Here is a 25,827-nt window from a genome sequence, read left to right as displayed (position 1 = left end):
ATTGGTCCGCCTTTTCGGGCAAGCTCATTCACCGATTGATCGCCACCGGCGATAGTCTGACCGACGCGTGTCGAAACCTTGATCCTGATCAAGAACCGACGAATTCAGCCTGATCAGCTTACGCCAAACGGGTTGGAGCGGCCACGCCGGGACGTCACGATCTCGCGATCCCGGCACTGCCAGCGATCAGGCGGTAACGGCCATCGCTTCAGCAACTATGCGGCGCGTGCCGTGCCCTTCTCCGCTTCGAGCTTGCGCGCGAACAGCCAGCGGAAATAGGTCAGCGGCGCATCGGCGCCGATCGCGAGCAGCTGATAGTCCGGATCGACGTCGAGCACCTTCTGCTGCGCCTCGATGAAATCCTTGTCCTCGTTGAAGGCCTCCTCGAGGGAATGCCGCAGCGACAGCGAAATATTCGGATTGTCGATGTCGAAATCGTGCAGATAATTCCAGAAGAAGTGCGTGGACGAGCGCGTCTCCGGCGTCATGAACTGCGCGTTGCGATATTGCCGCGTGCCCGGAACCTGAACGCCCTTCTCCACGCCCTGCCCGGCCGGCGCAAACGTGGTATCAAGCGTGAAAATACCCGGAACGATCATGCGACCGATATTGCGACGATCGACCTTGTCGGTTCGGTTGGAGATCACCTTCTTGTGGTACGGCGGCGCATCGGCGCCCATGTGCCAGCGCTCGACGCGGAACCCGTCGTCCAGCTTCTCGATCGCGACCGGCTTGGTTTTGTAGGCGTATTCCTCGGAACCGCCGAGCGTATTGGTATGCACGAAGGCAAGGTGCGCGAAGTCGCTGAGGTTATCGACGATCAGGAGCCAGTTGGCCTTGTAGTGCATGTAGCCCGGCAGTCCCCGCCACTTCGGATCTTCGAGCGGCGGATAGTCGAGGATCAGCTTCGGATCGGCTTTCGCGGGATCGCCGGTCCAGATGAAGATCATGTTGTAGCGTTCGACCACCGGATAGCTGCGCACGCCGAGCTTGGCCGGGATCGCGTCCTGGCCCGGGATCTGGATGCACTTGCCGTCGGCCGCGAACTTCATGCCGTGATACATGCACCTGATGTCGTCGCCCTCGACGCGCCCCATCGAGAGCGGCGCGGCGCGATGGCAGCAACGGTCATCGAGTGCGACCACTTTTCCGCTGGCGCCGCGATAGAGCACGATCGGCCGCTCCAGGATGGTGCGCGCCAGCTTCTTGCCGTCGATCAGCTCGTGATTCAGCGCCGCCACATACCAGGCGTTGCGCAGGAAAATTCCGTTGTCGTCGGCCAAGTCAACTGCCATGTCACCCTCCCGGTGCAATGTTGCTTGCAACGAGGTTAGGTGATCCCAGTCATCGCGATAATCCGATTTGGCTGGACACACTGTACCGGTGGATGGACAATTAGCCATGGAGTGGCGCGATTGGGAGCTGTTTTGCGAGGTTGTCGAGCATGGCGGCTTCACTGCGGCCGCGCGCGTGCTCGGACATCCCAAATCGAGCCTCAGTGCTGCGGTGCAGCGTCTCGAGGCCAATCTCGGGCTGCGGCTGATCGAGCGGACCACGCGACACCTGCGGCTGACCGATTCCGGCGAGACCATCTATCGCAAGGTTCGCCCGCTGTTCACCGCGCTGCACGATACCCATAGCGAAGCGCTGGCGATGAGCAGCGCGGTGGCCGGAACGCTGCGAATCAAGGCGCCCTACGAATTCGGCGCCCATCACGCAGGGCCGGTCGCCTGTGCCGTGATGGGCCGCTATCCGGAGCTTTCGATCCGGATCGACGTCGAGCATGACATCGTCAGCCCGATCGCCGAGAACTACGACATCGTGTTCGCGATGCTGGAGGCGCCGCTGCCGTCGGCCGGCATCGTGATCCGTCGCGTCTTCACCCTCGAACGCGGCCTGTTCGCGGCACCGGCGCTGCTGGAGAAGTTCGGCGAGCCGCGCACGCTGGACGAACTGAGGAAGCTGCCGCTGTTGACCGGTCCGAACGATCCGCCATGGGCGATCAACGCACCCGGTGGCGCGGTCGAGCATCTCGCTGTGGACCACGCGCGCCTCACCAGCTCGAATGCCCATGTCCGCCTGCAGGCCGCGCTCGCCGGTCATGGAGTGCTGCGGGTGACCGCGAGCTACACCCGCGCCGCGGTCGCGGCCGGCGAATTGCGGCGGCTGCTGCCGGATCATGCCTGCGAGCCGCTGAACGTGCACGCCCTGCTGCCCGCGCGGCAATTTGTCCCGGCGAAGGTTCGCTGCTTCCTCGATGCGATGGAGGCGCACGCGCGGGGCGATCCGGAGGCTTACATCAAGCCGTAACCACCGATCGGGTCTTTTCAGACGACCACCATTTTCTCGGGAACCTGTCCGGCCCACTGGCATCCAATGGTAATATACCGCCGACAGTGAGGGTGATCCCGCCATGCGCCAGGTCCATGTAACGTCGCTGCCGCCGATCAGCTCAGGCGATGCCGAGCTCGTGCAGCGCGCGCTCGCCCGCGACGAGGCCGCGATCCGTGCCATCATGCAGGCGAACAACCGCCGGCTGTTCCGGCTGGCGCGCGGCATTCTCCGCAACGACAACGAGGCCGAGGATGTGGTTCAGGACGCCTATGTGCGCGCGTTTACCCATCTGGACCAATTCCGCGGCGACTCCAGCCTCTCGACCTGGCTGTCGCGGATCGCGATGAACGAAGCGTTCGGCCGCCTGCGGCGCAAGCATTCCAGCGTGGAGTGGTCCGAGCTGCCGAGAGGCGCCCTTGAAGCCCAGATCATCCAGTTCCCCTTGTCGTCAGCGGACGATCCGGAAAAATCCATGGCCCAGCGCGAAATCCAGCATGTCGTCGAGCATGCGATCGACGAACTGCCCGAGGCGTTCCGCCTCGTCTTCATCACCCGTGTGATCGAGGGCATGAATGTCGAGGAGACCGCTGAAATCCTCGGCCTGAAGCCGGAAACCGTGAAGACCCGCCTGCACCGCGCCAGGACCATGCTGCGCGACAATGTCGAGCGAAAGATCGGCCCCGTCGTGATGGAGGCCTTTCCCTTCGCGGGCCGGCGCTGCGAGCGATTGACCGACGCGGTCCTGAAACGGCTCGGCATCACAGCCTAAATTTTCGGGAACCTCTGCCCGTCTGCACCATCCAACTCCTGTGCAAGCAACGACGTGCCGTGCGCTACGCCCGGCTCAACAGGAGTGTCAAACCATGTTCGTTCGATTGAGCATCGCGGTCGCCGCGCTCAGCGTTCTCAGTGGAGCAGCGCTGGCGCAGGGCGCAAAGCTGACCGATCCGCAAATCGCGCACATCGCCTATACGGCCGGCGTGATCGATATCAAAGCCGCCAAGCAGGCGGAAGCGAAGGCCTCCAACAAGGAAGTCAAGGCGTTCGCCAAGGACATGGCGCGCGACCACGAGGCGGTGAACAAGCAGGCGCTCGACCTCGTCAAGAAGCTGAAAGTGACGCCGGAGGACAACGACACCAGCAAGGCGCTGTCGAAGCAGGCAGCCGACGAGTTCGCCGAGCTCGGCAAGCTGAAGGGCGCCGCCTATGACAAGGCCTATATCGACAACGAGGTCGCCTACCACAAGACCGTCAACACCGCGCTGGAGACGCAGCTGATCCCCTCGGCGAGCAATCCCGAGCTGAAGGGCCTGCTGCAAACCGGCCTGAAGATCTTCCAGGGCCACCAGCAGCACGCCGAACACGTCGCGGCCAGCCTGAAGTAAGGAGCTGCGCGATGTTGCCAGGACGCTGTCTCGCAACGCTCGCTTTGCTCGCGCTCGGCGCGATGGTCGTCCCGGCGCATGCGGCCACCATTCAGATCGTGATGGAGAATCTGGTGATCTCGCCGGCCGAGGTATCTGCCAAGGTCGGCGACACCATCGAATGGGTCAACAAGGACGTATTGGCCCACACTGCTACCGCGAAGAATGGGGATTTCGACGTGACGATTGCGCCGAAGAAGACAATCAGGTCGGTTCTGACCAAGGCCGGCACGGTCGACTATTACTGCCGCTACCATCCCAACATGAAGGCCGTGCTGACGATCGCGCCGTAGCCCGCGCGATGACCTCCGAGGTAATCGATCGGCGCGAGCGAACCTCCGATAGTCCGGACAGCCGCATAGTCCGGCACATCAGAAGGAGAACCATCATGACCGATCACGCCACCATCGCCCGCCGCTATATCGATCTCTGGAACGAGCGGACGCCGAGCCGGCGCCGCGAGATGCTAAGCGAGAACTGGACCGCCGATGCGCACTATGTCGATCCGCTGATGAGCGGCAGCGGCCATGAGGGCGTCGATGCGCTGATCGCGGGCGTGCAGCAGAAGTTTCCGGACTTCACCTTCACGCTGATCGGCGAGCCGAACGGATTCGGTGACAACGTCCGTTTCTCCTGGGGTCTCGGCCCTGATGGCGTCGACAGCCCGATCAAGGGCACCGACTTCGCCATGCTGAAGGACGGCCGGATCAGGAGCATCACCGGCTTCCTCGACCAGGTGCCGGGCGCCTGAGGCGCCGCTTCCACGCCGGCGATGTCGCTGCCAGACACGTTTTCGAGCGAAGTGGATACCGGTTCACGTCAAGAAACGCGTCGAAACGACAATCTAGAGCCCCGTTCCGATTCCATCGGAACGGAAAAGGCTCTAGTCTTCCCGAAACACAGGGAGGACACCATGAAGGCAGATTTCGCCTTCAAGACTTCAGTTGTCAGCGACATCACGCCGGCGCTGCTGGCGATCGGCCGTGACAATTTTCCGCAGGCTTTGATCGGCGCGCTGCGCCGCGTCGCCGGTGTCGGTCATTGCATGGTGTTCTCGTTCACAGGCCCGCGGTCCGCCGCGTGCCTGCTCGACGTCGGCAACATCCCAACCGGGCGCGATCTCGGGATCGCCTATTCCGAACATTTCCACCAGGCCGACCCGAACCGGGATGCAGTGTTCGAGGGCCAGGCGCAGGCCGCGCCGATCGTGCTGCCGAACTTCGCCCGCCGCATGTACAGCGACGGCTACCGCAAGATCTTCTTCGACGATTCCGACATCGTCGACAAGTTCGCCTCCGCGATCTGGACTGGCGGCACCTGCTTCTACGTCAATTTCTACCAGATCACCGCACAGGGCCGCTTCAGCCGCGGGCAGACCGCGCGCCTGGCCGCGGTCGCGCCCGCATTGACGGCAGCCGTGGCGCGGCACTTCCAGCGCGAGCAGGCTCCGGACGTTGATCCGATCGAGCGGCTGAAGGCGCTGTTTGCGACCGCCGAACCGCTCGCCCGGCTGACCGGGCGCGAGAAGGAGGTCTGCCTGCGCATCCTTTCGGGGTTCAGCTCGGAAGCGATCGCCGCCGAGCTCGGCATCGGGCTGCACTCCGCCCTCACCTATCGCAAGCGCGCCTACGACAAGCTCGGCATCTCCTCGCAGAACGAGTTGTTCGCCATCGCGCTGCGCCTGATGGCGTCGGCGCGCCGGCTGAATTGAGAGAGCCTTGAGCGTGCCATCGCTCTGTCCCCAACGGTGGGGACAGACCGGCGGTGCCTGCCGGCCTATGCTCGGCTCGAAACCTGAGGCACTGCCGTGAGCACCGCTCCCCATTTCGACATCGACGTCCCCGCCTTCTGGCAGGACCCCTATCCGACGCTGGCGCGCATGCGCAAGGAGGCGCCGATCGCCTTCGTGCCGCAGCTCGGCAGCACACTGCTGTGCAACCGCGACGACATCTTCATCTCCGAGAAGCAGATTGATGTGTTTTCGTCGCACCAGCCCGAGGGGCTGATGAACAGACTGATGGGCCACAACATGATGCGCAAGGACGGCGATGCGCACATGAACGAGCGCAAGGCGATCTTCCCGGCGATCTCGCCGAAGACCGTCAGATCGCACTGGACCGCGCAATTCGCAGGACACGCAACGCGCATCCTCGACGAGCTGAAGCCGGATGGCGCTGTCGATTTCGTGCAGTCCTTCGCGCTGCCGTTCTCGGCCGAATGCCTGAAATCGATCACCGGTCTCACCAACATGCGCTTCCAGGACATGAACGCGTGGTCGCAGGGCATGATCGACGGCATCGCGAATTACGTCGGCGATCCCGCGATCGAGGCGCGCTGCCACGCAGCGACCTCGGGCATCGATGCCGCGATCGACGACATGGTACCGGTGCTGCGCAAGACGCCCGACCTCAGCCTGCTCGGCGTGCTGCTGCAAACCGACATGCCGATGGAGAGTGTGCGTGCCAACATCAAGCTGGCGATCTCGGGCGGCCAGAACGAGCCGCGCGATGCGATCGCCGGCACGGTGTGGGCGCTGCTGACCCATCCGGACCAGCTTGCGCTGGCTGCGAGCGGAGCGATCCCGTGGTTACAGGTGTTCGAGGAATATGCCCGCTGGATCTCCCCGATCGGCATGTCGCCGCGGCGGATCGCAAAGCCCTGGACGATCAGGGACGTCGCCTTCGAGACCAATGAGCGCGTGTTCCTGATGTTCGGCTCGGCGAACCGCGATGAGAAGCATTTCGACAGGCCTGACGCGTTCGACGTGCGCCGCGACGCCGGCAAGAGCATCGCGTTCGGCGCCGGTCCGCATTTTTGCGCCGGCGCCTGGGCCTCGCGCGCCATGGTCGCCGACGTCGCGCTGCCGGCGATTTTCGGCAGGCTCAGGAACATGCGCCTGATCGAGGACAAGCCGCCGCGGATCGGCGGCTGGGCGTTCCGCGGCCTCTTGGATTTGCCGGTGACGTGGGACGCGTAAACGCTGTTACCGTCCCCAGCGCAGCACGACCGGATCGAGCATCCGCGCGATTTCGATCAGTCCCGCGCGGGTCGCGGGATGCAACGGTTGCAGCGGATGGCGCACGGTGTCCGACTTGATGACGCCGCCCTCGCGCATCAGCACCTTGCAGGCCTGCAGCCCGCATTGGCGGTTCTCGTAGTTGATCAGCGGCAGCCAGCGCGCATAGGCCTGCATGGCCTCGTCGCGGCGGCCGCCGAAGAACGGATCCATGATCTGGCGGATGCCGTCGGGATAGCCGCCGCCGGTCATCGCGCCGGTGGCGCCGGCATCGAGGTCGGCCATCAGCGTGATCGCCTCCTCGCCGTCCCACGGCCCCTCGATCACGCTGCCGCCCTTCTCGATCAGGCCGCGCAACTTGTTGGCGGCCATCGGCACCTCGATCTTGAAATACCTGACATTGGCGAGCTCCCTCGCCATCCGCGCCAGGAAATCGACCGATAGCGGCGTGCCGGCGACCGGCGCGTCCTGGATCATGATCGGAATGCTGATCGCGTCGGAGATCACGCGATAGAATTCATAGATGCCCGGCTCGCCCACGCGGAAGGTCGCGCCGTGATAGGGCGGCATGATCATCACCATCGCGGCGCCGGCGGCCTCCGCCTCGCGGCTGCGCGCGGCGCACACCGCTGAGGAGAAATGCGTCGTGGTGACGATCACGGGAATTCGGCCCGCGACGTGCTCGAGCACTGCATGCATCACGGTCTCGCGCTCGGCATCGGTCAGCACGAACTGCTCGGAGAAGTTGGCGAGGATGCAGATGCCGTGCGAGCCGGCATCGATCATGAAATCGACGCAGCGCCGTTGCCCGTCGAGATCGAGGTTACCGCTGGCGTCGAAGATGGTCGGCGCGACCGGGAAGACGCCGCGATAGGGACGCTGGGCCGAAATCGTCATGTCAAATCCTCCCTCGTGATCTGTCGCAGCTCTGTCACGCATTACGGAACGGCAGCGCCGGGCCGCCGAGCTTGCGCAGGCCTGGCTCACGGCGCTCCAGCCACCAACCATACTGCTTCGGCCAGGACGCGAACACCTCGCCGCTTCCGCCGCCAAGCGCAAGCTCGGCATGCAGCGGCCAGTTCGGATCGAACAGCGCCTCGCGGCCGATCGCGACCAGATCGGCCTGCCCATTGGCCAGAACGTCTTCCGCCTGCTGCGGATGCAGGATGAGGCCGACCGCGATGGTGGCCACCTCGGCAGCGCGGCGGATTTCGTCGGCATAGGGCACCTGGAAGCCGTAACCGCGCGGAATCCGCGCCGCGGTCGCCGAGCCGAGCAGACCGCCCGACGAGCAATCGATCAAATCGGCGCCGCGTGCCTTGGCTGCCTTGGCAAACGCGATCTGATCCTGAAGCGTCAAGCCGCCATCGACACCATCGACCGAGGAGATCCGCACCGCCAGCGGCCGCTCCGCGGGCCAGGCGGCGCGTACGGTCTCGACGATCTCCAGCGGAAAGCGCATCCGCCCGGCGCGGTCGCCGCCATAGGTATCGTTGCGGCGGTTCGACAATGGCGACAGGAATTCGTGCAGGAGATAACCATGCGCGCAATGCACCTCGACAAATTCGAAACCAGCCTCCACCGCGCGTAGCGTGGCGCGCCGCCATTGCTCGCGCAGCGCGGCAAGCTCCGCCACATCGAGCGCGTGCGGCATCAGCCAGCCCTCCTCCATCGGGATCGCGCTCGGCGCCACCGTCCGCCACGGCAGATCACCGCGGGCGCGGTCGGCCCCGTCGAGTGCGGCATTGCCGTACCACGGTCGCTGCATGCTGGCCTTGCGGCCGGCATGCGCGAGCTGGATCGCGGGCACGGCGCCGTTGTCCTTCAGGAACGCGGCAATGCGCTCGAGCGGCGCGATCTGCTCGTCGTTCCAGATCCCGACGTCGCCGTGGGTGATGCGGCCCTCGGCCGTGACCGCTGCGGCCTCGACCATCACGAGCCCCGCGCCGCCCTGGGCAAATTTACCAAGGTGCACAAGGTGCCAGTCATTTGCGACACCGTCGGTCGCCGAATACTGGCACATCGGCGAGATCAGGATGCGGTTTCGGGAGGTCACGCCGCGAAGCGTGATCGGCTGAAACAAAAGCGGCTGCGACATCGGGACCTGCGGGAGCGTGCTGGCGGGAGAAATGGTGGCGGAAAGCTAGGCGGCGCGTCCCAAGATCGCAAGTCACGCCGCGGCGCAGGCGGCAAGACCTGCGCGCATGCAGCGCGTCCACAGCAGCGCGATCCGCAAAACCCGCAACACCTGCTGCACAAATTTTTCCCGATTGGTAAACATTTTCTGTCATAGCCAGGTCACGCGACCGATCGCAATTCGTGCAGGGCATCCCTACATTGCCGAAATGAAAAAAATCGGATTCCTCTCGTTCGGGCACTGGACGCCCTCGCCGCAATCCCAGGCCCGCTCGGCCGCGGACGTGCTGCTGCAATCCATCGACCTCGCCGTTGCCGCCGAGGAGCTGGGCGCGGACGGCGCGTATTTTCGCGTCCACCATTTCGCCCGCCAGCTGGCCTCGCCCTTTCCGCTGCTGGCGGCGGTTGGCGCAAAGACCAGCCGGATCGAAATCGGCACCGCCGTGATCGATATGCGTTACGAAAATCCGTTCTACATGATCGAGGACGCCGGCGCGGCCGATCTGATCGCCGGCGGACGCCTGCAACTCGGGATCAGCCGCGGCTCGCCCGAGCAGGTGATCGATGGCTGGCGCTATTTCGGCTATCAGCCGGGCGAGGGCCAGACTGACGCCGACATGGGCCGGCGTCGTGCCGAGATTTTTCTCGACCTGCTGCGCGGACAAGGTTTTGCGCAGCCGAATCCACGGCCGATGTTTCCCAATCCGCCCGGCCTGCTGCGGCTCGAACCGCTCTCGGAAGGCCTGCGCGAACGCATCTGGTGGGGCGCCGGATCGAACGCCACCGCGGTTTGGGCGGCGAAGCTCGGGATGAACCTGCAGAGCTCGACACTGAAGAGCGACGAGACCGGTGAAGCCTTCCACATCCAGCAGGTCGCGCAGATCCGAGCCTATCGTGCCGCCTGGAAGGAGGCCGGTCACACGCACGAGCCGCGGGTCTCGGTGAGCCGCAGCATCTTCGCGCTGGTCGACGATCGCGATCGCGCCTACTTCGGCAACGGGCAGGAGGAAGACCAGATCGGCTTCATCGACGAGCAGACGCGCGCGATCTTCGGCCGCGGCTATGCCGCCGAGCCGGACAGGCTGATCGAGCAGCTCAAGACAGACGAGGCCATCGCGGAGGCCGACACCCTGCTCCTGACCGTCCCCAATCAACTCGGCGTCGCCTACAACGCGCATGTGATCGAGACCATCCTGACCCAGATCGCGCCAGCACTCGGCTGGCGCTGACCGCCGGCACTGTGATGAAGCGGCATTCACAGCACGCGTGACTGATCATCCGCGATGGCTCGCGCAACTCGACAGCGAGCGTCCGTTGGCCAGAGCAAATGAATTGTCCGGCGAGAAAATGACCGCGGCTCGCAGTCGGCGGCCTCTCGCACAAAGCAGGAACCACTTCAAGGACCCGCGCCGGCCGCCCTTCGGGGGTGTGGTTGGGGGCGGACGACCGGCCGCGGGCTTGAACCGACCGTTCTCTACCGGAGGCCGGCCGGCTCTAGTTGGGCAATGCCGGAACCCGCGAGATCGTTCCGGAGGAACTTCGTTCTCAAACGCGGAGAACTACGGAAACATAACTGCGCGTTGTGAGAAGAACAGGTTGAGTACGGTCCGTTAGGCGCGCACGTTGCGTGAACAGATCGCCGTAATATCCCGGGACAATCGCGGGCAGCCCGCCTGTGCATGTGCCAGGTCAGGAATCCTTGTCGCGATTGCGACGGGTGAGATCGAGGCGATCGACGCGCTCATCGATCCGCCGGTTCAATTCCTGATCCTCGTTCGAATTCCTGCCGCGACGGGCGCGAACGACAAGTGCGCATCCGATCACAACGATCGCAAAGAGCGCGTAGTACCACCATTCCATGCGCTGATCTCAAATGGACGCTCGCGAGTACGAGCGGAAAGAGTCATCGTTCAAGCCCGTAACGGCGCGCCGACCTTGGCACGTAGTAGGGATTTACCAGACAGGTTGCCGGAAGCCCCGCAGCACCAGCCTGGCACTGGTCCAGCGACGTGAAGACGCAGTCCATTCGCTCGCCGATCAACACACCATAAACATGCATGCAGACCGGGTAGCGAGGATCGTACATTTGTGCCGATGCCGGCCTTGCCATCCAAAGCACGCTCAGCGCAAGCAGCAGCGCTCCAAGCAACTTCACGTCAGGTCTCCTGCGATTGCCCGTAAAACACTGCGCCCAAAGGCTGGAGCGGGCGAAGGGAATCGAACCCTCGTATGCAGCTTGGGAAGCTGCCGTTCTACCATTGAACTACGCCCGCGGTCTCAATTGCTTGATGTCGACCCTATCGGGCGCGACCTGCCGGACCATAGCCCGGGGGGAGCCGGCGGATCAAGCGTGCATTCAAGCCCACCGTCTGGCGATGCCGCTACTGGCCCATTCTCACGAGCACGTCATTGATGACAAAGGGCGCGGCGACAGATGCGTCGCAGGTACCGCTCCGCGCGTAGATGCAGGCGGCGGTAATGCCGACATAGGCACAGCTTTGCCGTGAAAAATCTTCCGGCAAGTCGCCGGCCGCTTCGGGCCGCGCAAGGATGCGGTTGAAGGCCGGCTTGGTCGCCTGCAACAGCGGCGGCAGGATGAGCGCGGCGAGCGGATCGGCCGGTTGAAGCGCGTAGAGCGGCACCGGGCCAACCAATCGTTCCCGTTCCGGCAACAGCTGGAAACGAACGTTGTAAAGCGCGAGGCCACACATCTGCGGATCGTTGCGCAGTTTGGCGGCAAGCTCCGCCGCGCCGACGCCACGCGTCCAATAGTCGCGCATCTCTTTGCTGGCGCCGGCGAGCGCCACCGACAGCAGCGCCCAAGCGCAGAGGACGATCGGCAATGCCCGGCGGCGCCACGTGTCTTTCGCGCGCAGCCATTGCACCCAGTCGGCTGATCCCAGCGCCGCGACGATGATGAACAGCACCACCGACAGAAAGACGAAGCGGTATTCCTTGTGCGCGATCAGGCTGTGGAAGACGAGGTTGACCAGCGCCACGGTCAGCAGCAGCGGCGCGTGCCGCCAGCCACGCCAGATCGCAGCGAGCGGAAGCGCGATCGCCACCGACCACACGGTCAGCAAGTCGATGAGATACGCCGACGGCGGCGACAAGCCGAATTCGACGGCGCGATCGTGTACCAGGTTTTCCCTGATGTTCGCGATCAGCCAGCCGAACGGCACGGTGCCGTGCGCAAGGTCGATCGCGGCGGCGAGCAACAGCGCAACGAGCCCGCCGGCGACCAGCGGAATCAGGTGTCGCCAGCGTGTCCAGCACGCGCCGAGGGCCAGCACAGCGATGGCCGGCGCATATTGGAAACGGCAGACAAAGGCAAAAGCAAGCAAGACACCCGCGATCGCAAGACGCCGCTGTGACGGATGATTTGTCATCAGCAATGCCGCCGGCACGATCAATGCTGTCGCCAACGGCTCGCCCAACGTGTGTGGCGCAAGCAGAGGCAATTCGAACCAGACCGCGGCAGCAAAGGCCGCGACAACGGCATGGGTGCGCGAGATCCGCGCGCCAAGGAACCAGGCGCTGACCACGATCGACAGCGACGCAGATGCGGCGACCAGACGCGGCACCAGGAAGGCGCCCGTGCCGCCGGGCGCAAGGGCGTCGCCGAAGGCGACCGGCCCGACCATCAGTGTCGGCAGGAACCAGGCACGAATGCCCTCGCGCCATTCCCACGTCAAAATGCCGTCATGGCCGAGCATTCGCCACGCCGGCTCGAGATACTGAAAGATCTCGTCGGGATACATGACGTTGGGCCAGACTGCGACCGCAAGGCGTACGACCAGCGCCAGCAACAGCAATGCGAAGAGCGGGTGAAAATGCCCGGTCGCTCGCTCGGTCGCGCGTGTGCTGCCGGGCGCCGCTTCGACGCTCGTACTCGTCATCGTTCCGTCGATCGTCTTTTGGAGCAGCATGCCGGCGACCAGATAGCGGGCAAAGCCTTTAAGATGCGTGACTGGGAGCTCGTCGGGCCGCGCAGACCGGCCGCAACATGCTTAACCGAATGTCAAGGTTCCGGATGCGCGCGATGGCGAGGATGTTATGATCGCGCGCGGCAGGACCCTTTCTGATGTGCTGCTGTCGGTTGCGCCGCCGCGGCGGCACCCTTAAATCTGGGATATGAACCGGACCACACTGTTGCAGCGCGATCGCATCACGGTAAATGAGTTTCGCTGCACGGCGGAACCCGGCGACAAACCGTTCGCCGAGCAATTCGCCTGCCATTCCGTGTCCTATGTGCGCAGCGGCAGCTTCGGCTGCCATTGCCGCGGCCGCTTCCATGAGCTGGTGGCAGGCGCGATCCTGGTCGGACATCCCGGCGACGAATACACCTGCACGCACGACCATGTGGTCGGCGACGAGTGCCTGTCCTTCTTCCTGGACCCGGAGCTGGTCGAGACGATCGGCGACCACACGTCGGTCTGGCAGGTCGGCTCGGTGCCGCCGCTGCCAGAATTGATGGTGATCGGAGAGCTCGCCCAAACGGCGGCAGATGGCAACAGCGACGTCGGTCTCGACGAGATCGGTCACCTCCTCGCCAGCCGCCTTGTCGAGCTGGTGTCCGACCGCAAGGCTAGGTCCCTCACCGCCAGCCTGCGCGATCGCCGCCGCGCCGTGGAGGCCGCGCTGTGGATCGACGCCAATTCGCACCGCACGATCGACCTCGACGACACCGCGGAACAAGCCGGGCTGAGCACGTTCCATTTCCTGCGGCTGTTCTCCGCGGTGCTCGGTGTGACCCCGCATCAATATCTCGTGCGCTCGCGGCTGCGCCATGCGGCGCGACGGCTCGTCGACGACGACAGCCCGATCACCGACATCGCCTATGACGTCGGCTTCGGCGATCTCTCCAATTTCGTGCGTAGCTTCCACCGCGCCGCCGGCGCCTCGCCGCTGAAATTCCGTCAGGCTTCCCGCGGCGACCGCAAGATTCTCCAAGAACACCTTGCGCTGCAATAGCTAGGGTTGCTCCAGGCCGCGCGTCACCGACGCGCCCATCAGCTGGAGACCCCATCATGTACGACCATATCGGATTGCGCGTTGCCGATCTCGACGCCAGCGTGCGCTTCTACACCGCCGTGCTGGCGCCACTCGGCTTCGTGCTCTGCTCGCGCGACGACAGCGGCGCCGGCTTCGGCCCGAAGGGCGAGCCCGCGCTCTGGCTGCATCTGCACAAGGGCAAGGCCCAAGGCGGTGCGCACATCGCGTTCCGCGCACCGAGCCATGACGCGATCAAGACATTCCATGCCGAAGGCCTGAAGGCGGGCGGCAAGGACAACGGCGCGGCGGGCGATCGCAAGGATTACAGCCCGACCTACTACGCGGCATTCCTGCTCGACCCCGACGGCAACAACGTCGAGGCGGTGTCTACCTAAACCGTAATCGTCATCCTGATTAAAGGACCACATTCCATGGCTTCGATTCACAAAGACATTCCGATCGACGCGCCGGCCGACCATGTCTGGGACGCGCTGCGCGATTTCGGCGCGCTGCATACGCGGCTGGTGCCGGGCTTCGTGACCGACACCAAGCTCGAGGGCGACGTCCGCACCGTCAGCTTCGCCAACGGCACCGTGGCGCGCGAGACGCTGGTCGATTGCGACGACAAACGGCAACGGCTGGTCTATGCGATCACCAGCGAACGGCTGAAGCAGCATTCCGCCTCGGTGCAGGTGTTCGCCGAGGGCGCCGCGCGTTGCCGGGTGGTGTGGATCGCCGATGTGCTGCCGCACGAGGTCGCGCCCTATATGTCTGCACAGATGGATCTCGGCGCAGCGGCGATGCAGGCCGCACAGGCCAAATCGGCCAGGGAGAAGAACGTGGCGTGACGCATCTCTCACCGTCACCCTGAGGTGCTCGCGCAGCGAGCCTCGACGGGCGACGGCCCGACTCTCTCCACGAGAGTAGCGCCCAAGTGCCGAAGCGTTGGGGCCGCACATCCTTCGAGGCTCGCTTCGCTCGCACCTCAGGATGACGGGTCGAGTGCGCTACGACAGCGCAGGCTGCGCTGCGGCGGCCGGTGCGGATTTGCCCCAGCGCGTCAGGATCACGCTGAGGCAGGAAAGCACACCGAGCACCCCCATCGAGGCGGCGGCGAGTGCGAAGAAGTCTCGCGCACTCGCCTCATGTGTCGACAACCACCAGCCGCCGGCGCCGATGAAGATCAGCCGCGCGGTCTGCGCCAGCACCGGACCCAGCACCTTCGCGGCCCCCTGCGAGGAGAAATACATCGACATCGCCAGGCCGATGAAGGCGTACATCGGCGCGGCGGTCGAGAGATACTGATGGCTGGTCGCCCGAACATGCGGATCATTGGTGAACAGATTGACCCAGAGGTCGGGGAAAACGGCGATGAAGCTGCCGACCACACCGACCGAAAGGAACGACACCGTGCCCGCGGTCCAGGCGATGCGCCGGGCACGTGCGACGCGCTCCGCCCCAACGGCCATGCCGATCATCGGCACCGAGGCGATGCCGACCGCGAACGCGACCGAAGTCAGCATGAATTCGAGCCGCGCGCCGATGCCATAGCCGGCGAGCACCGCGGTGCCGAATTGCGCCAGCATGTGAGTGAAGATCGAGATCGTCAGAACCGATTGCAGCGGCGAGAAGCAGGAAACCGCGCCGACCTTGAGGATGTCGATGAACATCGCCCACTGCACGCGCAGCCCCCTGAGTTTCGGCTTCACGCGCGCGCGGCCCGAGAACAGATACCAGCCCATCACGCTGATGCTGATCGAATAGGCGATCAGCGAACCCGCGGCGACGCCGCGCATGCCGAACTGCGGCACCGGCCCGAGGCCGAGCCCGAGCGTGCCGCCCAGAATAATCTGCCAAACCGCGGACGACAGGATCATGGTTGACGGCAGCTTCATGTTGCCGGTGCCGCGCAGGATGCCGGCCATTGTGTTCATCAGCCAGGGCAGGATCGCGCCGCCGAAGAAAACCTGCGAATAGGCGATCGCCTGTGCCAGCACGTTGCCGCGGCCGCCGAGCAGCTCGAGCACGCGCGGACCGAAGATCAGCATGCCCAGCATGAAGGTGGCACCAAACGTCAGTCCGATCAGCAGCGCATGCATCGCGAGCGTCGAGGCGCGCTCGATCTCGCCGGCGCCGAGCGCGCGCGCGATCGCGGATGCGACGCCGCCGCCCATCGCGCCGCCGGACATCGTCATGGTCAGGATCACGCAGGGAAACACCAGCGCCATCGCCGCGAGCGACTCGACGCCGAGCCGGCCGATATAGGAGGTTTCCGCGATGACGACGCAGGTGCCTGCAGAGAGCGCGATCACGTTCGGCCAGGCAAGCCACAACAGCGTGCGCAGAATCGGCCCGTCGAGCAGCGCGTTGCGCGCCGGCCTGGTCACCGGCGGCGGCAGCGGCCGCTCTTGTTCGTCGACAGGTATTTCGGCGAGGCCGAGATCGGACATTTCCACTCCCGCGCGATCTTCGGGAGCCGCGCCATGGTGTTTCCCTACCATGGCAACAACGGAATCCACGTGCGCGGGACGCAAGGGGGGCCTGCGTGATTGCAGGTGAAACCTGGTGAACCTCTGATCTAGCCGATCGACCAGACGAACGGCGCGCCGGCAGCGCGGTTCGGCTTCAGATGCACCGGAATATTCCGCCCGCAGCCGGCCGCCAGCCCTTCGAACAGGCCCGTCAGCACGCTGGCGCAGGCCGGGTGATAATCGGCGACGTCGGCCATCAGCTTCCAGCCCTGCTGGCGGATCTCGAACTGGCCCTCGGACTGGTTGATGTCAGCGACGTCATCCTGCGACTCGAAGAGCACGCGCAGGAAGGCGGCAAATTCCGTGGCACGGCCACGGCTGCCGCCGAGCGCCTGCGCGACCTCATCAAAATACTGCATGCCAATGAGCTTGCCGGTGAGATGCAGCAGATAGCTTGCATCCTCGGGGCCGAACACCTGGACGAGGACCGGCGCGGCCGTCTTCACATATTCCATCGCGTAGTTGCGATAGGCCTTCTCCAACCGCGGCTTCGGCCAGCTGTCGACCGGCAGTGCCGGCGCGGTCTTCGGATCGAACGACGGCGCCTCGAGATGGCGCGCAAACACCAGGCGCTGGTCGAGCTCGAGCGGATGATCGTACTCGCAGTAATAGCCCTCGAGCCCATCCTGGCCGTCGACGCTCTGCTTGGTGCAGACGAAGCCGAGTCTGGTATCGCCGAGCGCGACTCCGTTGTTGGCGTGCCAGCCGCGCAGCATCGCGCGCGAGACCTCGCCGGGCACGCCGCAGATCGCCGTGCCCTTCCAGATCCAGCGCGGCGGCGGATAGCGGATCCAGGCCTTGCGATCGTTTTCGTACATGTATTCGACGTGCACGCCGCCGATCCAGTTGGAGAGATAGTGATACTGCGCGGCCGCGACCGCGGGCGGCAGGCCGTCGAGGCCGAGCTTCTTCAACCCGGGCAGGAAGCGCTCCTGCTGCTGGCGGCGAAACACGCGGAAGACGAATTCCGCAGCGTCGACCGTGCCGCGACGCGTGACGACGGTGAGGATCAGCCCAGTGAAGAAGGCGTGATAGAGGTCGGCGACGCTGCGCCACTTCCGCCACTGCGCCTCTTGCTGCGCTGAATTTGTTGCGGCGCTCATGTTCACTCCCGGCTTGTTGTTTGCGGGAATGTGTCACCGCCGACGAGACGGTGCAACCAACACACAGCCGGCGTCATCGCCCGACCTGCCGCCTCCGCTGAAGCTCCGGCGTGCCTGAGACTGTGGGCCCCGTCGAAGCCTTGGCGTAGACGGGATCGGGCGATCCAGTATTCCAGAGACGGTCATTGTCGATCGAAAGGCCGCGGCGTACTGGATTCCCCGCTTTCGCGGGGAATGACGGCGAAAAATGATTGCGAGATGGCCTTGCCGCGCGACGCGAAATCCGGGCTGCGGAATTACACGCGAAAATGCTTTGAGAGCTTCAGGCCTTGCGCCTGGTAGTTCGAGCCGATGCGCTGGCCATAGAGCGCGTCGGGGCGCTCGAGCATGCGTTCATAGACGAGACGGCCGACGATCTGGCCATGCTCGAGGATGAACGGCACCTCGCGCGAGCGCACTTCCAGCACGGCGCGTGAGCCCTTGCCGCCGGCGCCGGCATAACCGAAACCGGGATCGAAGAAGCCGGCATAGTGGACACGGAATTCGCCGACCAGCGGATCGAACGGCACCATCTCTGCGGCATAATCCGGCGGCACCTGCACGGCCTCTTTCGAAGCCAGGATATAGAACTCGCCGGGATCCAGAATGAGGCTGCCGTCAGAGCGCGCCTTGATCGGCTCCCAGAACTCGTCGACCGAGTAGCCGCCCCGGCGATCAACATCGACCACGCCGGTGTGCCGCTTGGCGCGATAGCCGACGAAGCCACCGGAGCTCTCGCCGGAGAGATCGACCGAGAGCGCGACGCCCTGAACGAGGTCGGCATCCTCGGCGTCGACCAGCCGCTCAGTGGCATGCAGCGCATCGAGTTCGTCGGCGGTCAAGGTCGCCTCGCCGATCCGGAAGCGGACCTGGCTGAGCCGCGAGCCCTCGCGCAGCAGCACGGGAAACGTCTTCGGACTGATCTCGGCATAGAGCGGGCCGTGATAGCCGGCGCCGATCATGTCGAAGCGGCGGGTGCCGTCGGCGATCACGCGGGTGAAGACGTCCAGCCGTCCGGTCGAGCTCTTCGGGTTGGCCGCGGCCACGATCTCCGGCGGCAGCGCCAGGCTTTCCAGCAGCGGGACGATGTAGACGCAATTGGTCTCCAGCACCGCGCCGTCGGAGAGATCGATCTCGTGCAGCTTGAGCTGGTCGATCCGCTCGGCGACGGTGGCATCGGGCCCCGGCAGGAAGCTGGCGCGGACGCGGTAGGCGATGTCGCCGAGGCGGAGATCGAGGCTCGCCGGCTGGATCTGGCTTTCGACGAAGTCGTAGGCCGGCAGAATGAGACCGGCCTCCGCCATCTCCGCGATCATGCGGTCGGGCAGGATTCCGTTGGATTCATCTTCCAGCGTGAACGACACGATGCGGTCCCTCGGCGATCCCTCGAGATGGCCCAAAATCATACTCTGAACGGCCATCAAGCCCCAAAATATGGGCTTTTACGGGTTATCCGATGACCGTCTTGACGGAAAGGGCGCGAGGGAATATCAGCTGCACTTATCCCGTGGTGATTTGAGCCGGCCGGCTTGCAGCCACGTTAAATAAGTCGCTAAACAGGCCGGGGACAGTGTGATCCCGGCTTGTGGAGGTTGCTCCAGGCCGGTTTTTTTGTGGCCATTTTTTAGTGAATGGCCACCTCGGAGGTCACATGTCTGAATCCAAGTCTTCTGAAGCCAAGGCTACCGCTCGCTTTCGTCCCGAAACCCGTCTCGTCCATGGCGGCACGCTGCGCTCGCAATTCGGGGAGACGTCGGAAGGGCTGTTTCTCACCCAGGGCTACGTCTACGACAGCGCGGAGCAATGCGAGGCGCGCTTCAAGGGCCAGGACCCGGGGTTCATCTATTCGCGCTATTCCAATCCGACCATTGCGATGTTCGAGCGCCGCATGATCGAGCTCGAGGGCGCGGAAGCCGCGCGCTCGACCGCGACCGGCATGGCCGCAGTGACCACCGCGATTCTCGCGCCGCTGAAGGCCGGCGATCACGTGGTGGCGTCGAAGGCGCTGTTCGGCTCTTGCCTTTACGTCGTGCAGGACCTGTTGCCGCGCTACGGCATCGAGACGACGCTGGTCGACGGGCTCGATCTCGACCAGTGGCAGCGCGCATTGCGGCCGAACACCAAGACCTTCTTCCTGGAGAGCCCGACCAATCCGACGCTCGACGTGCTCGATATCGCTGAAATCGCCAAGATCGCGCACAGCGGCGGCGCGCGGCTGATCGTCGACAATGTGTTCGCAACCCCGATCTGGCAGAGCCCGCTGTCGCTCGGCGCCGATGTCGTGGTCTATTCCGCGACCAAGCATATCGACGGCCAGGGCCGCTGCCTCGGCGGCGTCATCCTGTCGTCGGAAGCCTTCATCGCCGAGCACATCCATAATTTCACGCGCCAGACCGGCCCGTCGCTGTCGCCGTTCAACGCCTGGGTGCTGCTAAAGGGTCTCGAGACGCTCGCCGTCCGCGTCCGCGCGCAGACCGAAAACGCGGCGAAGATCGCCGAGGCGCTGGCGAAGCATCCGAAGATCACGCGACTGGTCTATCCCGGCCGTCCCGATCATCCGCAGGCCGAGACGGTGAAGAAGCAGATGGGCGCCGGTTCGACCCTGGTCGGGTTCGAGGTGAAGGACGCCAAGGCCGGCGCCTTCCGCTGCCTCAACGCGCTGAAGATCTCGCGCATCTCCAACAATCTCGGCGACTCCAAGAGCCTGGTCACGCATCCGGCGACCACGACGCATCAGCGCCTGGCGCCGGAGGCTCGCGCCGAACTCGGCATCAGCGAAGGCTTCATCCGCTTCTCGGCTGGGCTCGAGCACCCCGACGACCTGATCGAGGATTTTCAGCGGGCGCTGGAGCAGGTCTGAGGCTGACGCTTTCCGAACGAAAGTGTCTTAGCGCTTCGTCATGGCCGGGCTTGTCCCGGCCATCCACGCCTTGCTCGCAACAACCACCAAAGACGTGGATACCCGGCACGAGGCCGGGCATGACGAGATTGTGGAGCAATCGAGCGTTATCTTTAAAGCGACTGAACCTTACGTCGCCGCCGTCGTCACGCCGCCGTCGACCACAATCGTCTGGCCGGTCATGAAGGTCGAGGCATCGGAGGCGAGATAGGCCACCGCGCCCGCGATCTCGTCGGGCTCGCCGATGCGGCGGAGCGGCGTCGACGCGGTGCGGCGCTTCAGATTGTCCGGGTCCTCCCACAGCGCGCGGGCGAAATCGGTCTTCACCAGACCCGGCGCCACGCAATTGACGCGCACGCCCTTCGGCCCCCATTCGCCGGCGAGGCTGCGGCACAGCGCGAAGTCCGCCGCCTTGGAGATGCCGTAGGCGCCGATCACGGTCGAGCCGCGCAGGCCGCCGATCGAGGAGATGATCACGACCGAGCCCTTGCCGCGTTCGGCCATCTGCGGGATGGTCTGCGAGCAGAGCCAGATGTTGCTCTTGACGTTCGCGCCCATGATCTTGTCGAACGCCTCATCCGTGATGTCGAGCAGCGGGCCGTAATAGGGGTTCACCGCGGCATTGCAGACCAGGATGTCGATCTTGCCGTAATGCTTGATCGTACCCGAGACCAGCGCCTCGACCTCGTTGCGGCGTGAGATGTTGCAGGGGATCACGAGCGCATCTCCGCCCGCCTTCTTGATGCCGTCGGCGACGTCCTGGCAGGCATCCGCCTTGCGCGAGGAGATCACGACCTTGGCGCCGAGTTTTGCCAAGAGTTCGGCCGAGGAGCGGCCGATGCCGCGGCTCGAGCCGGTGACGACCGCGACCTGGCCGGTGAGATCGAACGGGGTGTTTTTCATTGCGAGTACTCCCTCATTTTTCTTCGCTTGTCCGCTTTCTCCGTCATGGCCGGGCTCGTCCCGGCCATCCACGTCTTACTTTGCCGCCAAGACGTGGATGCCCGGCACAGGGCCGGGCATGACGATCTTGATGCGGATATGTCCCGCGCGACCTACGCCAGCAGCCCGCCGCCCTCGCTGACGCGACGGAGATGGTAGTCGGTATCGCCGAGCGTGTTCTCGATCATGGTCAGCCGCTTGAAGTAGTGGCCGATCTTGGCTTCCATGGTCATGCCGATGCCGCCATGAAGCTGGATCGACTGCTGGCCGACGAACTTCAGGGACTTGCCGACCTGCACCTTGGCGGCCGCGACCGCCGACGAACGCTCCTTGGCATCGTCGAAGTCCGACGCCATGGTCGCGAACATCGACATGCTGCGGGCCTGTTCCAGCGCCACGAACATGTCGGCGGCGCGGTGCTGCAGGCTCTGGAACGAGCCGATCGCCACGCCGAACTGCTTGCGGGTCTTGATGTACTCGACGGTCTCCTTCAGCGACTCGTCCATCGCGCCGACGGCTTCCGCGCACAGCGCAATGCGGGCTTCGTCCGCGACGCGCTCGATCAGGGGCAGGCCGTTTTCGGGATCGCCGATCGCAGCGTCCGCACCGACCTCGACATTGGTGAAGGTGATGTCGGCCGCATGCAGGCCGTCCTGGGTGGGATAGCCCTTCCGGGTCACGCCCTTGGCGTCAGCCGGAATCAGGAACACGCCGATGCCGGCCTTGTCGCGCTGACCGCCCTTGGTGCGGGCGGTCACGATCAGCGTGTCGGCGTTCTCGCCGTTCAGCACGACGAACTTCTCGCCATCGATCACCCAGCCGTCGCCCTTCTTCTTGGCCGTGGTCACGACGTCGTGCAGGTCGTAGCGCGAGTTCTTCTCGAGCTGCGCAAAACCGAAAGTCTTGCTGCCGTCGATGATGCCGGGAATGTGCCTGGCCTTCTGCTCGGCCGAGCCGCCATGGCGCAGGAAACCGCCGGCGACCACGACAGTGGCGAGATAGGGCTCGACCACCAGCGCCTTGCCGAGCGCTTCCATCACGATCATGGTCTCGACCGCGCCGGCGCCAAAGCCGCCGTCGGCCTCCGCGAACGGCAGACCAAGCAGGCCCTGCTCGGCGAGCTTGCCCCAGAGGGCTTTGCTCCAGCCGCCCTTCTCCTTCATGTACTTCTTGCGCGCATCGAAGTCGTAGGCATCTGCCAGCAATCCGTCGACGCTTTCCTTGAGAAGGCGCTGCTCCTCGGACAGATCAAAATCCATTTTACCATTTCTCCAAAATCACGCGGGCATCCGCCCCGATCTCCACTCGTCATCCCCGCGAATGCGGGGATCCAGCAATCAGCGGCGTTCATTGGGAATTATTGCCGCCGCGGCGTACTGGGTCCCCCGCATGCGCGGAGGACGACACTTGAATGTGCGGCCTACAGTCCCAGCACCGCCTTGCTGATGATGTTGCGCTGGATCTCGTTGGAGCCGCCGTAGATCGAAACCTTGCGGTTGTTGAAGTAGCTCGGCGCGATCTGCGCGGTCCAATCCATGCTCTCGTTCGAACCGGCATCGCCATGCTCGTCGTAGGGCGCGGCGAACGGACCGATGATCTCCATCAGGAGCTCGGTGGTGGTCTGCTGGATTTCCGAGCCCTTGATCTTGAGCACCGAGGAAGCCGGATTGGGCTTACCCTTGCCGTGTTTGCCCTCATCGGCGACGACGCGGAGCTGGGTGAGCTCGAGCGCCTTCAGCTCGATCTCGCAGGCCGTGAGCTTCTCGCGGAACGCCGGATCCTCGATCACCGGGCGGCCGCCGGCCTCGACCTTGGAGGCCAGCGCGCGGATGCGGCGCAGCCGCTCCTTCGACACGCCGACCCGGGCGATGCCGGTGCGCTCATTGCCGAGCAGGAATTTTGCGTAATCCCAGCCCTTGTTCTCCTCGCCGATCAGGTTCTCGTAGGGCACCTCGACGTCGTCGAAGAACACCTCGTTGACCTCGTGGCCGCCGTCGATGGTCTGGATCGGGCGCACGGTGACGCCCTTCGACTTCATGCTGAACACGATGAAGGAGATGCCCATCTGCTTCTTCGCGTTGTTGTCGGTGCGGCAGAGGCAGAAGATCATGTCGGCGTGCTGGGCGAGCGTGGTCCAGGTCTTCTGGCCGTTGATGATCCACTTGTCGCCACGGCGCTCGGCCTTGGTCTTCAGCGACGCAAGGTCCGAACCCGAGCCCGGCTCCGAGAAGCCCTGGCACCACCAGTCGTCGACACTGGCGATGCGCGGCAAATACTGCTTCTTCTGCGCCTCGTTGCCGAACGTGTAGATGACCGGGCCGACCATGCTGACGCCGAAGGCGAGCGGCTGCGGCGCCGGATAGGACTGCAGCTCCTCGTTGAAGATGTAGTGCTGCACGGTGGTCCAGCCGGTGCCGCCATATTCCTTCGGCCAATGGGTGACGCCCCAGCCCTTCTTGTTGAGGATGCGCCACCAGGTGACCATCTCGTCCTTCGACAGATGGCGGCCCTCCTGCAGCTTGCGCCGCGTCTCCGGCGGCACATTGTTCTTGAAGAACTCCCGTACCTCCTCGCGAAACGCTATCTCTTCCTTGGTGAAAGCGAGATCCATCGGATCCTCCTTTGAAAGTTCAATGCCTCGTCACTCTCGATGTCGTCCCGGCGAAAGCCGGGACGACGGATTCATTGCACCATATCGTCCATCATGAGCGGGATCCTGCTGCAGACTGTTGTGGTTTGGACGGGGATGTCTTCGGCTGCTGCTGGCGCAATTCGTGACGCGACAGCTTGCCGACCGGCGTGCGCGGTAGCTCGGCGACGAACTCGACCGCAGCCGGCAACTCATGCTTGCCGAGCTTGCCGGTCAGAAATCCGCGCAGCTCCTCGGCCGAGAACTGCTGTTGTCCCTCGCGCAGCTTGATGAAGGCTTTTGCCGCCTCACCGCGGTAATCGTCGGGAATGCCGATCACGATCACCTCCTGCACGGCAGGATGCGTGTAGATCGCCTGCTCGATCATCTGCGGATAGACGTTGAAGCCGCCGGAGATGATCATGTCCTTCTTGCGGTCGACAAGATAGAAATAGCCGTCGGCGTCCATGTAGCCGATGTCGCCGGTCAGGAAGCGGTCGCCGACGAAGGCTTCCGCGGTCTCTGCGGGCCTGTTCCAGTAGCCTTTGGTGACATTCGGGCCGCGGATGCGGATTTCGCCGACCTCGCTAACCGGCATCACCCTGGTGGGATCTTCCAGCGACACCACGTCCATCTCGATGCCGGGCAGCATCAGCCCGATCGAGCCCGGCTTCTCCGGCCCTTCCTTCGGATGGCCGGTGCCGGGCGAGCAGGTCTCGGTCATGCCCCAGCCGCTCTTCAGCTTCATGCCGACGCGGCGCTCGAAGATCTTGGCGACCTCGACCGGCAGCGGCGCGCCGCCGGAGCCGGCGACCACCAGCGAGGAGAGATCGCGCTTGTCGAGGTCGGGAAGCGAGGCGATCGCGATCCACATCGTCGGCACGCCCGGAAACACTGTGGCGCGCTTGACCTCGATGTCGCGCATCACAGCCTCGACGTCGAAGCGCTGGTGCAGCGAGATCAGATGGCCGCGCCGGATTGCAGACAGCAGCACCACGGTCAATGCATAGATGTGAAACAGCGGCAGCACGCAGATCACGCGCTCGACCGCATTGCGTTCGAGCCGCCCCGGCTTGCCCCAGACGTCGTAGATCGACACCGCCGCGCTGAGATTGCCGTGGCTGAGCATGGCGCCCTTGGGCAGGCCCGTCGTGCCGCCGGTATATTGCAGCAGCGCGACGTCCTCGACATCGACCGCGGGCCATTGCGACGGCCTGGTCGCGCCGTCGATGAACTGCCGGTGCGTGATAACAGCGGGATTGTCGGGCACCGCGGCCTGGGGCGTACCGGCCTTGCCCCAATTGTCATCCTCGCAAACGATCAGACGGTCAAGCAGGCCCTTGGCGAGGAATTTCAGCGCAGTCGGCAACAGCGCCGAGAGATTGCTGGTGACCAGCACCCGCGCGCCGGAATCGGACAGCTTGTGCGACAGCGCGATCTCGCCGTCGAGCGGCGACAGGTGCACGACGCGGGCACCTGCCTTCAGCGCGCCGAAGAAATTGATCGGATGGTCAGGCGAATTGCCGAGAAACAACGCGACCGACGCGCCCTTGCCGTAACCGGCCCGCATGAAGGCGGCTGCTGCGGTCTCGACCAGGGCCTCGAGCTCGCTGTAGCTGATCTGCCGGTCGCGGAATTCGAGCACCGGGCGCGCACCGAACTCGGCAGCCGCGTTCGCGAGCAGGTCCGGCAGCGTGCCGCGCGTGATCTCGTCGCTCCACTGCACGCCCTTGGGATAATATTGTTCGCCGGGATAGGTCATTGACGTTTTGCATTCTG

25 protein-coding genes, 1 tRNA gene and 1 riboswitch are annotated in these 25,827 nt (G+C 64.6%); of the genes, 12 read left to right on the top strand and 14 right to left on the bottom strand.

The features are described 5' to 3' along the window. Positions 1-215 precede the first annotated feature (215 nt). Complete coding sequence (locus ABIB78_RS11205; RefSeq protein ID WP_429024299.1) at positions 216-1,295, bottom strand: Rieske 2Fe-2S domain-containing protein; 1,080 nt, start codon at positions 1,293-1,295, stop codon at positions 216-218. A gap of 106 nt (positions 1,296-1,401) precedes the next feature. On the opposite strand from ABIB78_RS11205, the gene ABIB78_RS11200 reads away from it, so the two are divergent. The 7 genes from ABIB78_RS11200 (at position 1,402) to ABIB78_RS11170 (ending at position 6,735) form a co-directional block, all read left to right on the top strand. After that, a complete protein-coding gene (locus tag ABIB78_RS11200; protein ID WP_429024298.1) occupies positions 1,402-2,310 on the top strand; it encodes a LysR family transcriptional regulator in 909 nt (302 codons plus the stop codon). 103 nt (positions 2,311-2,413) lie between these two features. Then, positions 2,414-3,103, top strand: a complete 690-nt coding sequence (locus ABIB78_RS11195; protein WP_429024297.1) for an RNA polymerase sigma factor — start codon at positions 2,414-2,416, stop codon at positions 3,101-3,103. Positions 3,104-3,197: 94 nt separating this feature from the next. Beyond that, positions 3,198-3,719, top strand: coding sequence for a DUF4142 domain-containing protein (locus tag ABIB78_RS11190; RefSeq protein WP_429024296.1), 522 nt, complete (start codon positions 3,198-3,200; stop codon positions 3,717-3,719). 11 nt (positions 3,720-3,730) lie between these two features. Beyond that, a complete protein-coding gene (locus tag ABIB78_RS11185; RefSeq protein ID WP_429024295.1) occupies positions 3,731-4,051 on the top strand; it encodes a cupredoxin domain-containing protein in 321 nt (106 codons plus the stop codon). 95 nt (positions 4,052-4,146) lie between these two features. After that, positions 4,147-4,509, top strand: coding sequence for a nuclear transport factor 2 family protein (locus ABIB78_RS11180; RefSeq protein WP_429024294.1), 363 nt, complete (start codon positions 4,147-4,149; stop codon positions 4,507-4,509). Between the two features lie 162 nt (positions 4,510-4,671). Beyond that, positions 4,672-5,469 (top strand): helix-turn-helix transcriptional regulator, encoded by a 798-nt coding sequence (locus ABIB78_RS11175; RefSeq protein ID WP_429024293.1) that lies wholly within the window; start codon positions 4,672-4,674, stop codon positions 5,467-5,469. A 96-nt stretch (positions 5,470-5,565) separates the two neighbouring features. Then, a complete protein-coding gene (locus ABIB78_RS11170) occupies positions 5,566-6,735 on the top strand; it encodes a cytochrome P450 (protein ID WP_429024292.1) in 1,170 nt (389 codons plus the stop codon). Between the two features lie 6 nt (positions 6,736-6,741). Here the strand turns inward: ABIB78_RS11170 and ABIB78_RS11165 are convergent, their stop codons facing one another. Beyond that, the gene (locus ABIB78_RS11165) at positions 6,742-7,671 is read right to left on the bottom strand and encodes a dihydrodipicolinate synthase family protein (RefSeq protein WP_429024291.1); all 930 of its coding nucleotides are present in this window, start codon (positions 7,669-7,671) and stop codon (positions 6,742-6,744) included. A gap of 34 nt (positions 7,672-7,705) precedes the next feature. Then, positions 7,706-8,872, bottom strand: coding sequence for an NADH:flavin oxidoreductase/NADH oxidase (locus ABIB78_RS11160; RefSeq protein WP_429024290.1), 1,167 nt, complete (start codon positions 8,870-8,872; stop codon positions 7,706-7,708). Positions 8,873-9,119: 247 nt separating this feature from the next. Here ABIB78_RS11160 and ABIB78_RS11155 point away from each other — a divergent pair, with 247 nt between their 5' ends. Then, positions 9,120-10,139 (top strand): LLM class flavin-dependent oxidoreductase, encoded by a 1,020-nt coding sequence (locus ABIB78_RS11155; RefSeq protein WP_429024289.1) that lies wholly within the window; start codon positions 9,120-9,122, stop codon positions 10,137-10,139. Between the two features lie 460 nt (positions 10,140-10,599). On the opposite strand, the gene ABIB78_RS11150 is transcribed toward ABIB78_RS11155, so the two are convergent. The 4 genes from ABIB78_RS11150 to ABIB78_RS11135 form a co-directional block, all read right to left on the bottom strand. Further along, positions 10,600-10,770 (bottom strand): hypothetical protein, encoded by a 171-nt coding sequence (locus ABIB78_RS11150; protein WP_429024288.1) that lies wholly within the window; start codon positions 10,768-10,770, stop codon positions 10,600-10,602. 43 nt (positions 10,771-10,813) lie between these two features. Beyond that, positions 10,814-11,065, bottom strand: coding sequence for a DUF3551 domain-containing protein (locus ABIB78_RS11145; protein ID WP_429024287.1), 252 nt, complete (start codon positions 11,063-11,065; stop codon positions 10,814-10,816). A 44-nt stretch (positions 11,066-11,109) separates the two neighbouring features. Next, positions 11,110-11,183 (bottom strand) — tRNA-Gly (locus tag ABIB78_RS11140). A gap of 108 nt (positions 11,184-11,291) precedes the next feature. Continuing rightward, positions 11,292-12,809, bottom strand: a complete 1,518-nt coding sequence (locus ABIB78_RS11135; protein WP_429024286.1) for a 4-amino-4-deoxy-L-arabinose transferase — start codon at positions 12,807-12,809, stop codon at positions 11,292-11,294. Positions 12,810-13,044: 235 nt separating this feature from the next. Between ABIB78_RS11135 and ABIB78_RS11130 the strand changes: the two genes are divergently transcribed. Genes ABIB78_RS11130 through ABIB78_RS11120 form a run of 3 tightly spaced genes read left to right on the top strand, consistent with a single transcriptional unit; the run spans position 13,045 to position 14,753 of the window. Next, the gene (locus ABIB78_RS11130; RefSeq protein WP_429024285.1) at positions 13,045-13,884 is read left to right on the top strand and encodes a helix-turn-helix transcriptional regulator; all 840 of its coding nucleotides are present in this window, start codon (positions 13,045-13,047) and stop codon (positions 13,882-13,884) included. Positions 13,885-13,940: 56 nt separating this feature from the next. Beyond that, positions 13,941-14,300, top strand: coding sequence for a VOC family protein (locus tag ABIB78_RS11125; RefSeq protein WP_429024284.1), 360 nt, complete (start codon positions 13,941-13,943; stop codon positions 14,298-14,300). Between the two features lie 36 nt (positions 14,301-14,336). Beyond that, on the top strand, positions 14,337-14,753 hold the full coding sequence (locus tag ABIB78_RS11120; RefSeq protein WP_429024283.1) for an SRPBCC family protein: 417 nt from the start codon (positions 14,337-14,339) through the stop codon (positions 14,751-14,753). A 159-nt stretch (positions 14,754-14,912) separates the two neighbouring features. Here the strand turns inward: ABIB78_RS11120 and ABIB78_RS11115 are convergent, their stop codons facing one another. The 3 genes from ABIB78_RS11115 to ABIB78_RS11105 form a co-directional block, all read right to left on the bottom strand. Continuing rightward, entirely contained in the window at positions 14,913-16,355 is a 1,443-nt protein-coding gene (locus tag ABIB78_RS11115; protein WP_429024282.1) for an MATE family efflux transporter, read from the bottom strand. A 128-nt stretch (positions 16,356-16,483) separates the two neighbouring features. After that, positions 16,484-17,539, bottom strand: a complete 1,056-nt coding sequence (locus ABIB78_RS11110; RefSeq protein WP_429024281.1) for a hypothetical protein — start codon at positions 17,537-17,539, stop codon at positions 16,484-16,486. A 296-nt stretch (positions 17,540-17,835) separates the two neighbouring features. Then, positions 17,836-18,999: a 2'-deoxycytidine 5'-triphosphate deaminase gene (locus tag ABIB78_RS11105; RefSeq protein ID WP_429024280.1), complete on the bottom strand. Its 1,164-nt coding sequence runs from the start codon at positions 18,997-18,999 to the stop codon at positions 17,836-17,838. A 76-nt stretch (positions 19,000-19,075) separates the two neighbouring features. Further along, positions 19,076-19,155: riboswitch (SAM riboswitch) on the top strand. 74 nt (positions 19,156-19,229) lie between these two features. Between ABIB78_RS11105 and ABIB78_RS11100 the strand changes: the two genes are divergently transcribed. Further along, positions 19,230-20,438, top strand: coding sequence for an O-succinylhomoserine sulfhydrylase (locus tag ABIB78_RS11100; protein ID WP_429024279.1), 1,209 nt, complete (start codon positions 19,230-19,232; stop codon positions 20,436-20,438). Between the two features lie 168 nt (positions 20,439-20,606). Here the strand turns inward: ABIB78_RS11100 and ABIB78_RS11095 are convergent, their stop codons facing one another. From ABIB78_RS11095 to pimA, 4 genes are all read right to left on the bottom strand, one after another. Beyond that, on the bottom strand, positions 20,607-21,380 hold the full coding sequence (locus ABIB78_RS11095) for an SDR family NAD(P)-dependent oxidoreductase (RefSeq protein WP_429024278.1): 774 nt from the start codon (positions 21,378-21,380) through the stop codon (positions 20,607-20,609). Positions 21,381-21,532: 152 nt separating this feature from the next. After that, positions 21,533-22,678, bottom strand: a complete 1,146-nt coding sequence (gene pimD, locus ABIB78_RS11090; protein ID WP_429024277.1) for a pimeloyl-CoA dehydrogenase small subunit — start codon at positions 22,676-22,678, stop codon at positions 21,533-21,535. Positions 22,679-22,839: 161 nt separating this feature from the next. Continuing rightward, entirely contained in the window at positions 22,840-24,030 is a 1,191-nt protein-coding gene (gene pimC, locus ABIB78_RS11085) for a pimeloyl-CoA dehydrogenase large subunit (protein WP_429024276.1), read from the bottom strand. Positions 24,031-24,121: 91 nt separating this feature from the next. After that, positions 24,122-25,810: a dicarboxylate--CoA ligase PimA gene (gene pimA, locus ABIB78_RS11080; RefSeq protein ID WP_429024275.1), complete on the bottom strand. Its 1,689-nt coding sequence runs from the start codon at positions 25,808-25,810 to the stop codon at positions 24,122-24,124. Positions 25,811-25,827 lie beyond the last annotated feature (17 nt).

The organism is Bradyrhizobium sp. I1.14.4 (assembly GCF_050435825.1).
Lineage (GTDB): Bacteria > Pseudomonadota > Alphaproteobacteria > Rhizobiales > Xanthobacteraceae > Bradyrhizobium.
The sequence above is the reverse complement of the archived record's forward strand: the minus strand, read 5'-3'. Positions and strand labels throughout refer to the sequence as shown.

What these genes read in the sequence shown, in the direction of transcription:
- ABIB78_RS11205 (WP_429024299.1), bottom strand. Translation starts at nt 1,295, where the DNA reads ATGGCAGTTGACTTGGCCGACGACAACGGAATTTTCCTGCGCAACGCC.
- ABIB78_RS11200 (WP_429024298.1), top strand. Translation starts at nt 1,402, where the DNA reads ATGGAGTGGCGCGATTGGGAGCTGTTTTGCGAGGTTGTCGAGCATGGC.
- ABIB78_RS11195 (WP_429024297.1), top strand. Translation starts at nt 2,414, where the DNA reads ATGCGCCAGGTCCATGTAACGTCGCTGCCGCCGATCAGCTCAGGCGAT.
- ABIB78_RS11190 (WP_429024296.1), top strand. Translation starts at nt 3,198, where the DNA reads ATGTTCGTTCGATTGAGCATCGCGGTCGCCGCGCTCAGCGTTCTCAGT.
- ABIB78_RS11185 (WP_429024295.1), top strand. Translation starts at nt 3,731, where the DNA reads ATGTTGCCAGGACGCTGTCTCGCAACGCTCGCTTTGCTCGCGCTCGGC.
- ABIB78_RS11180 (WP_429024294.1), top strand. Translation starts at nt 4,147, where the DNA reads ATGACCGATCACGCCACCATCGCCCGCCGCTATATCGATCTCTGGAAC.
- ABIB78_RS11175 (WP_429024293.1), top strand. Translation starts at nt 4,672, where the DNA reads ATGAAGGCAGATTTCGCCTTCAAGACTTCAGTTGTCAGCGACATCACG.
- ABIB78_RS11165 (WP_429024291.1), bottom strand. Translation starts at nt 7,671, where the DNA reads ATGACGATTTCGGCCCAGCGTCCCTATCGCGGCGTCTTCCCGGTCGCG.
- ABIB78_RS11160 (WP_429024290.1), bottom strand. Translation starts at nt 8,872, where the DNA reads ATGTCGCAGCCGCTTTTGTTTCAGCCGATCACGCTTCGCGGCGTGACC.
- ABIB78_RS11155 (WP_429024289.1), top strand. Translation starts at nt 9,120, where the DNA reads ATGAAAAAAATCGGATTCCTCTCGTTCGGGCACTGGACGCCCTCGCCG.
- ABIB78_RS11150 (WP_429024288.1), bottom strand. Translation starts at nt 10,770, where the DNA reads ATGGAATGGTGGTACTACGCGCTCTTTGCGATCGTTGTGATCGGATGC.
- ABIB78_RS11135 (WP_429024286.1), bottom strand. Translation starts at nt 12,809, where the DNA reads ATGACGAGTACGAGCGTCGAAGCGGCGCCCGGCAGCACACGCGCGACC.
- ABIB78_RS11130 (WP_429024285.1), top strand. Translation starts at nt 13,045, where the DNA reads ATGAACCGGACCACACTGTTGCAGCGCGATCGCATCACGGTAAATGAG.
- ABIB78_RS11125 (WP_429024284.1), top strand. Translation starts at nt 13,941, where the DNA reads ATGTACGACCATATCGGATTGCGCGTTGCCGATCTCGACGCCAGCGTG.
- ABIB78_RS11120 (WP_429024283.1), top strand. Translation starts at nt 14,337, where the DNA reads ATGGCTTCGATTCACAAAGACATTCCGATCGACGCGCCGGCCGACCAT.
- ABIB78_RS11115 (WP_429024282.1), bottom strand. Translation starts at nt 16,355, where the DNA reads ATGTCCGATCTCGGCCTCGCCGAAATACCTGTCGACGAACAAGAGCGG.
- ABIB78_RS11110 (WP_429024281.1), bottom strand. Translation starts at nt 17,539, where the DNA reads ATGAGCGCCGCAACAAATTCAGCGCAGCAAGAGGCGCAGTGGCGGAAG.
- ABIB78_RS11105 (WP_429024280.1), bottom strand. Translation starts at nt 18,999, where the DNA reads ATGGCCGTTCAGAGTATGATTTTGGGCCATCTCGAGGGATCGCCGAGG.
- ABIB78_RS11100 (WP_429024279.1), top strand. Translation starts at nt 19,230, where the DNA reads ATGTCTGAATCCAAGTCTTCTGAAGCCAAGGCTACCGCTCGCTTTCGT.
- ABIB78_RS11095 (WP_429024278.1), bottom strand. Translation starts at nt 21,380, where the DNA reads ATGAAAAACACCCCGTTCGATCTCACCGGCCAGGTCGCGGTCGTCACC.
- pimD (WP_429024277.1), bottom strand. Translation starts at nt 22,678, where the DNA reads ATGGATTTTGATCTGTCCGAGGAGCAGCGCCTTCTCAAGGAAAGCGTC.
- pimC (WP_429024276.1), bottom strand. Translation starts at nt 24,030, where the DNA reads ATGGATCTCGCTTTCACCAAGGAAGAGATAGCGTTTCGCGAGGAGGTA.
- pimA (WP_429024275.1), bottom strand. Translation starts at nt 25,810, where the DNA reads ATGACCTATCCCGGCGAACAATATTATCCCAAGGGCGTGCAGTGGAGC.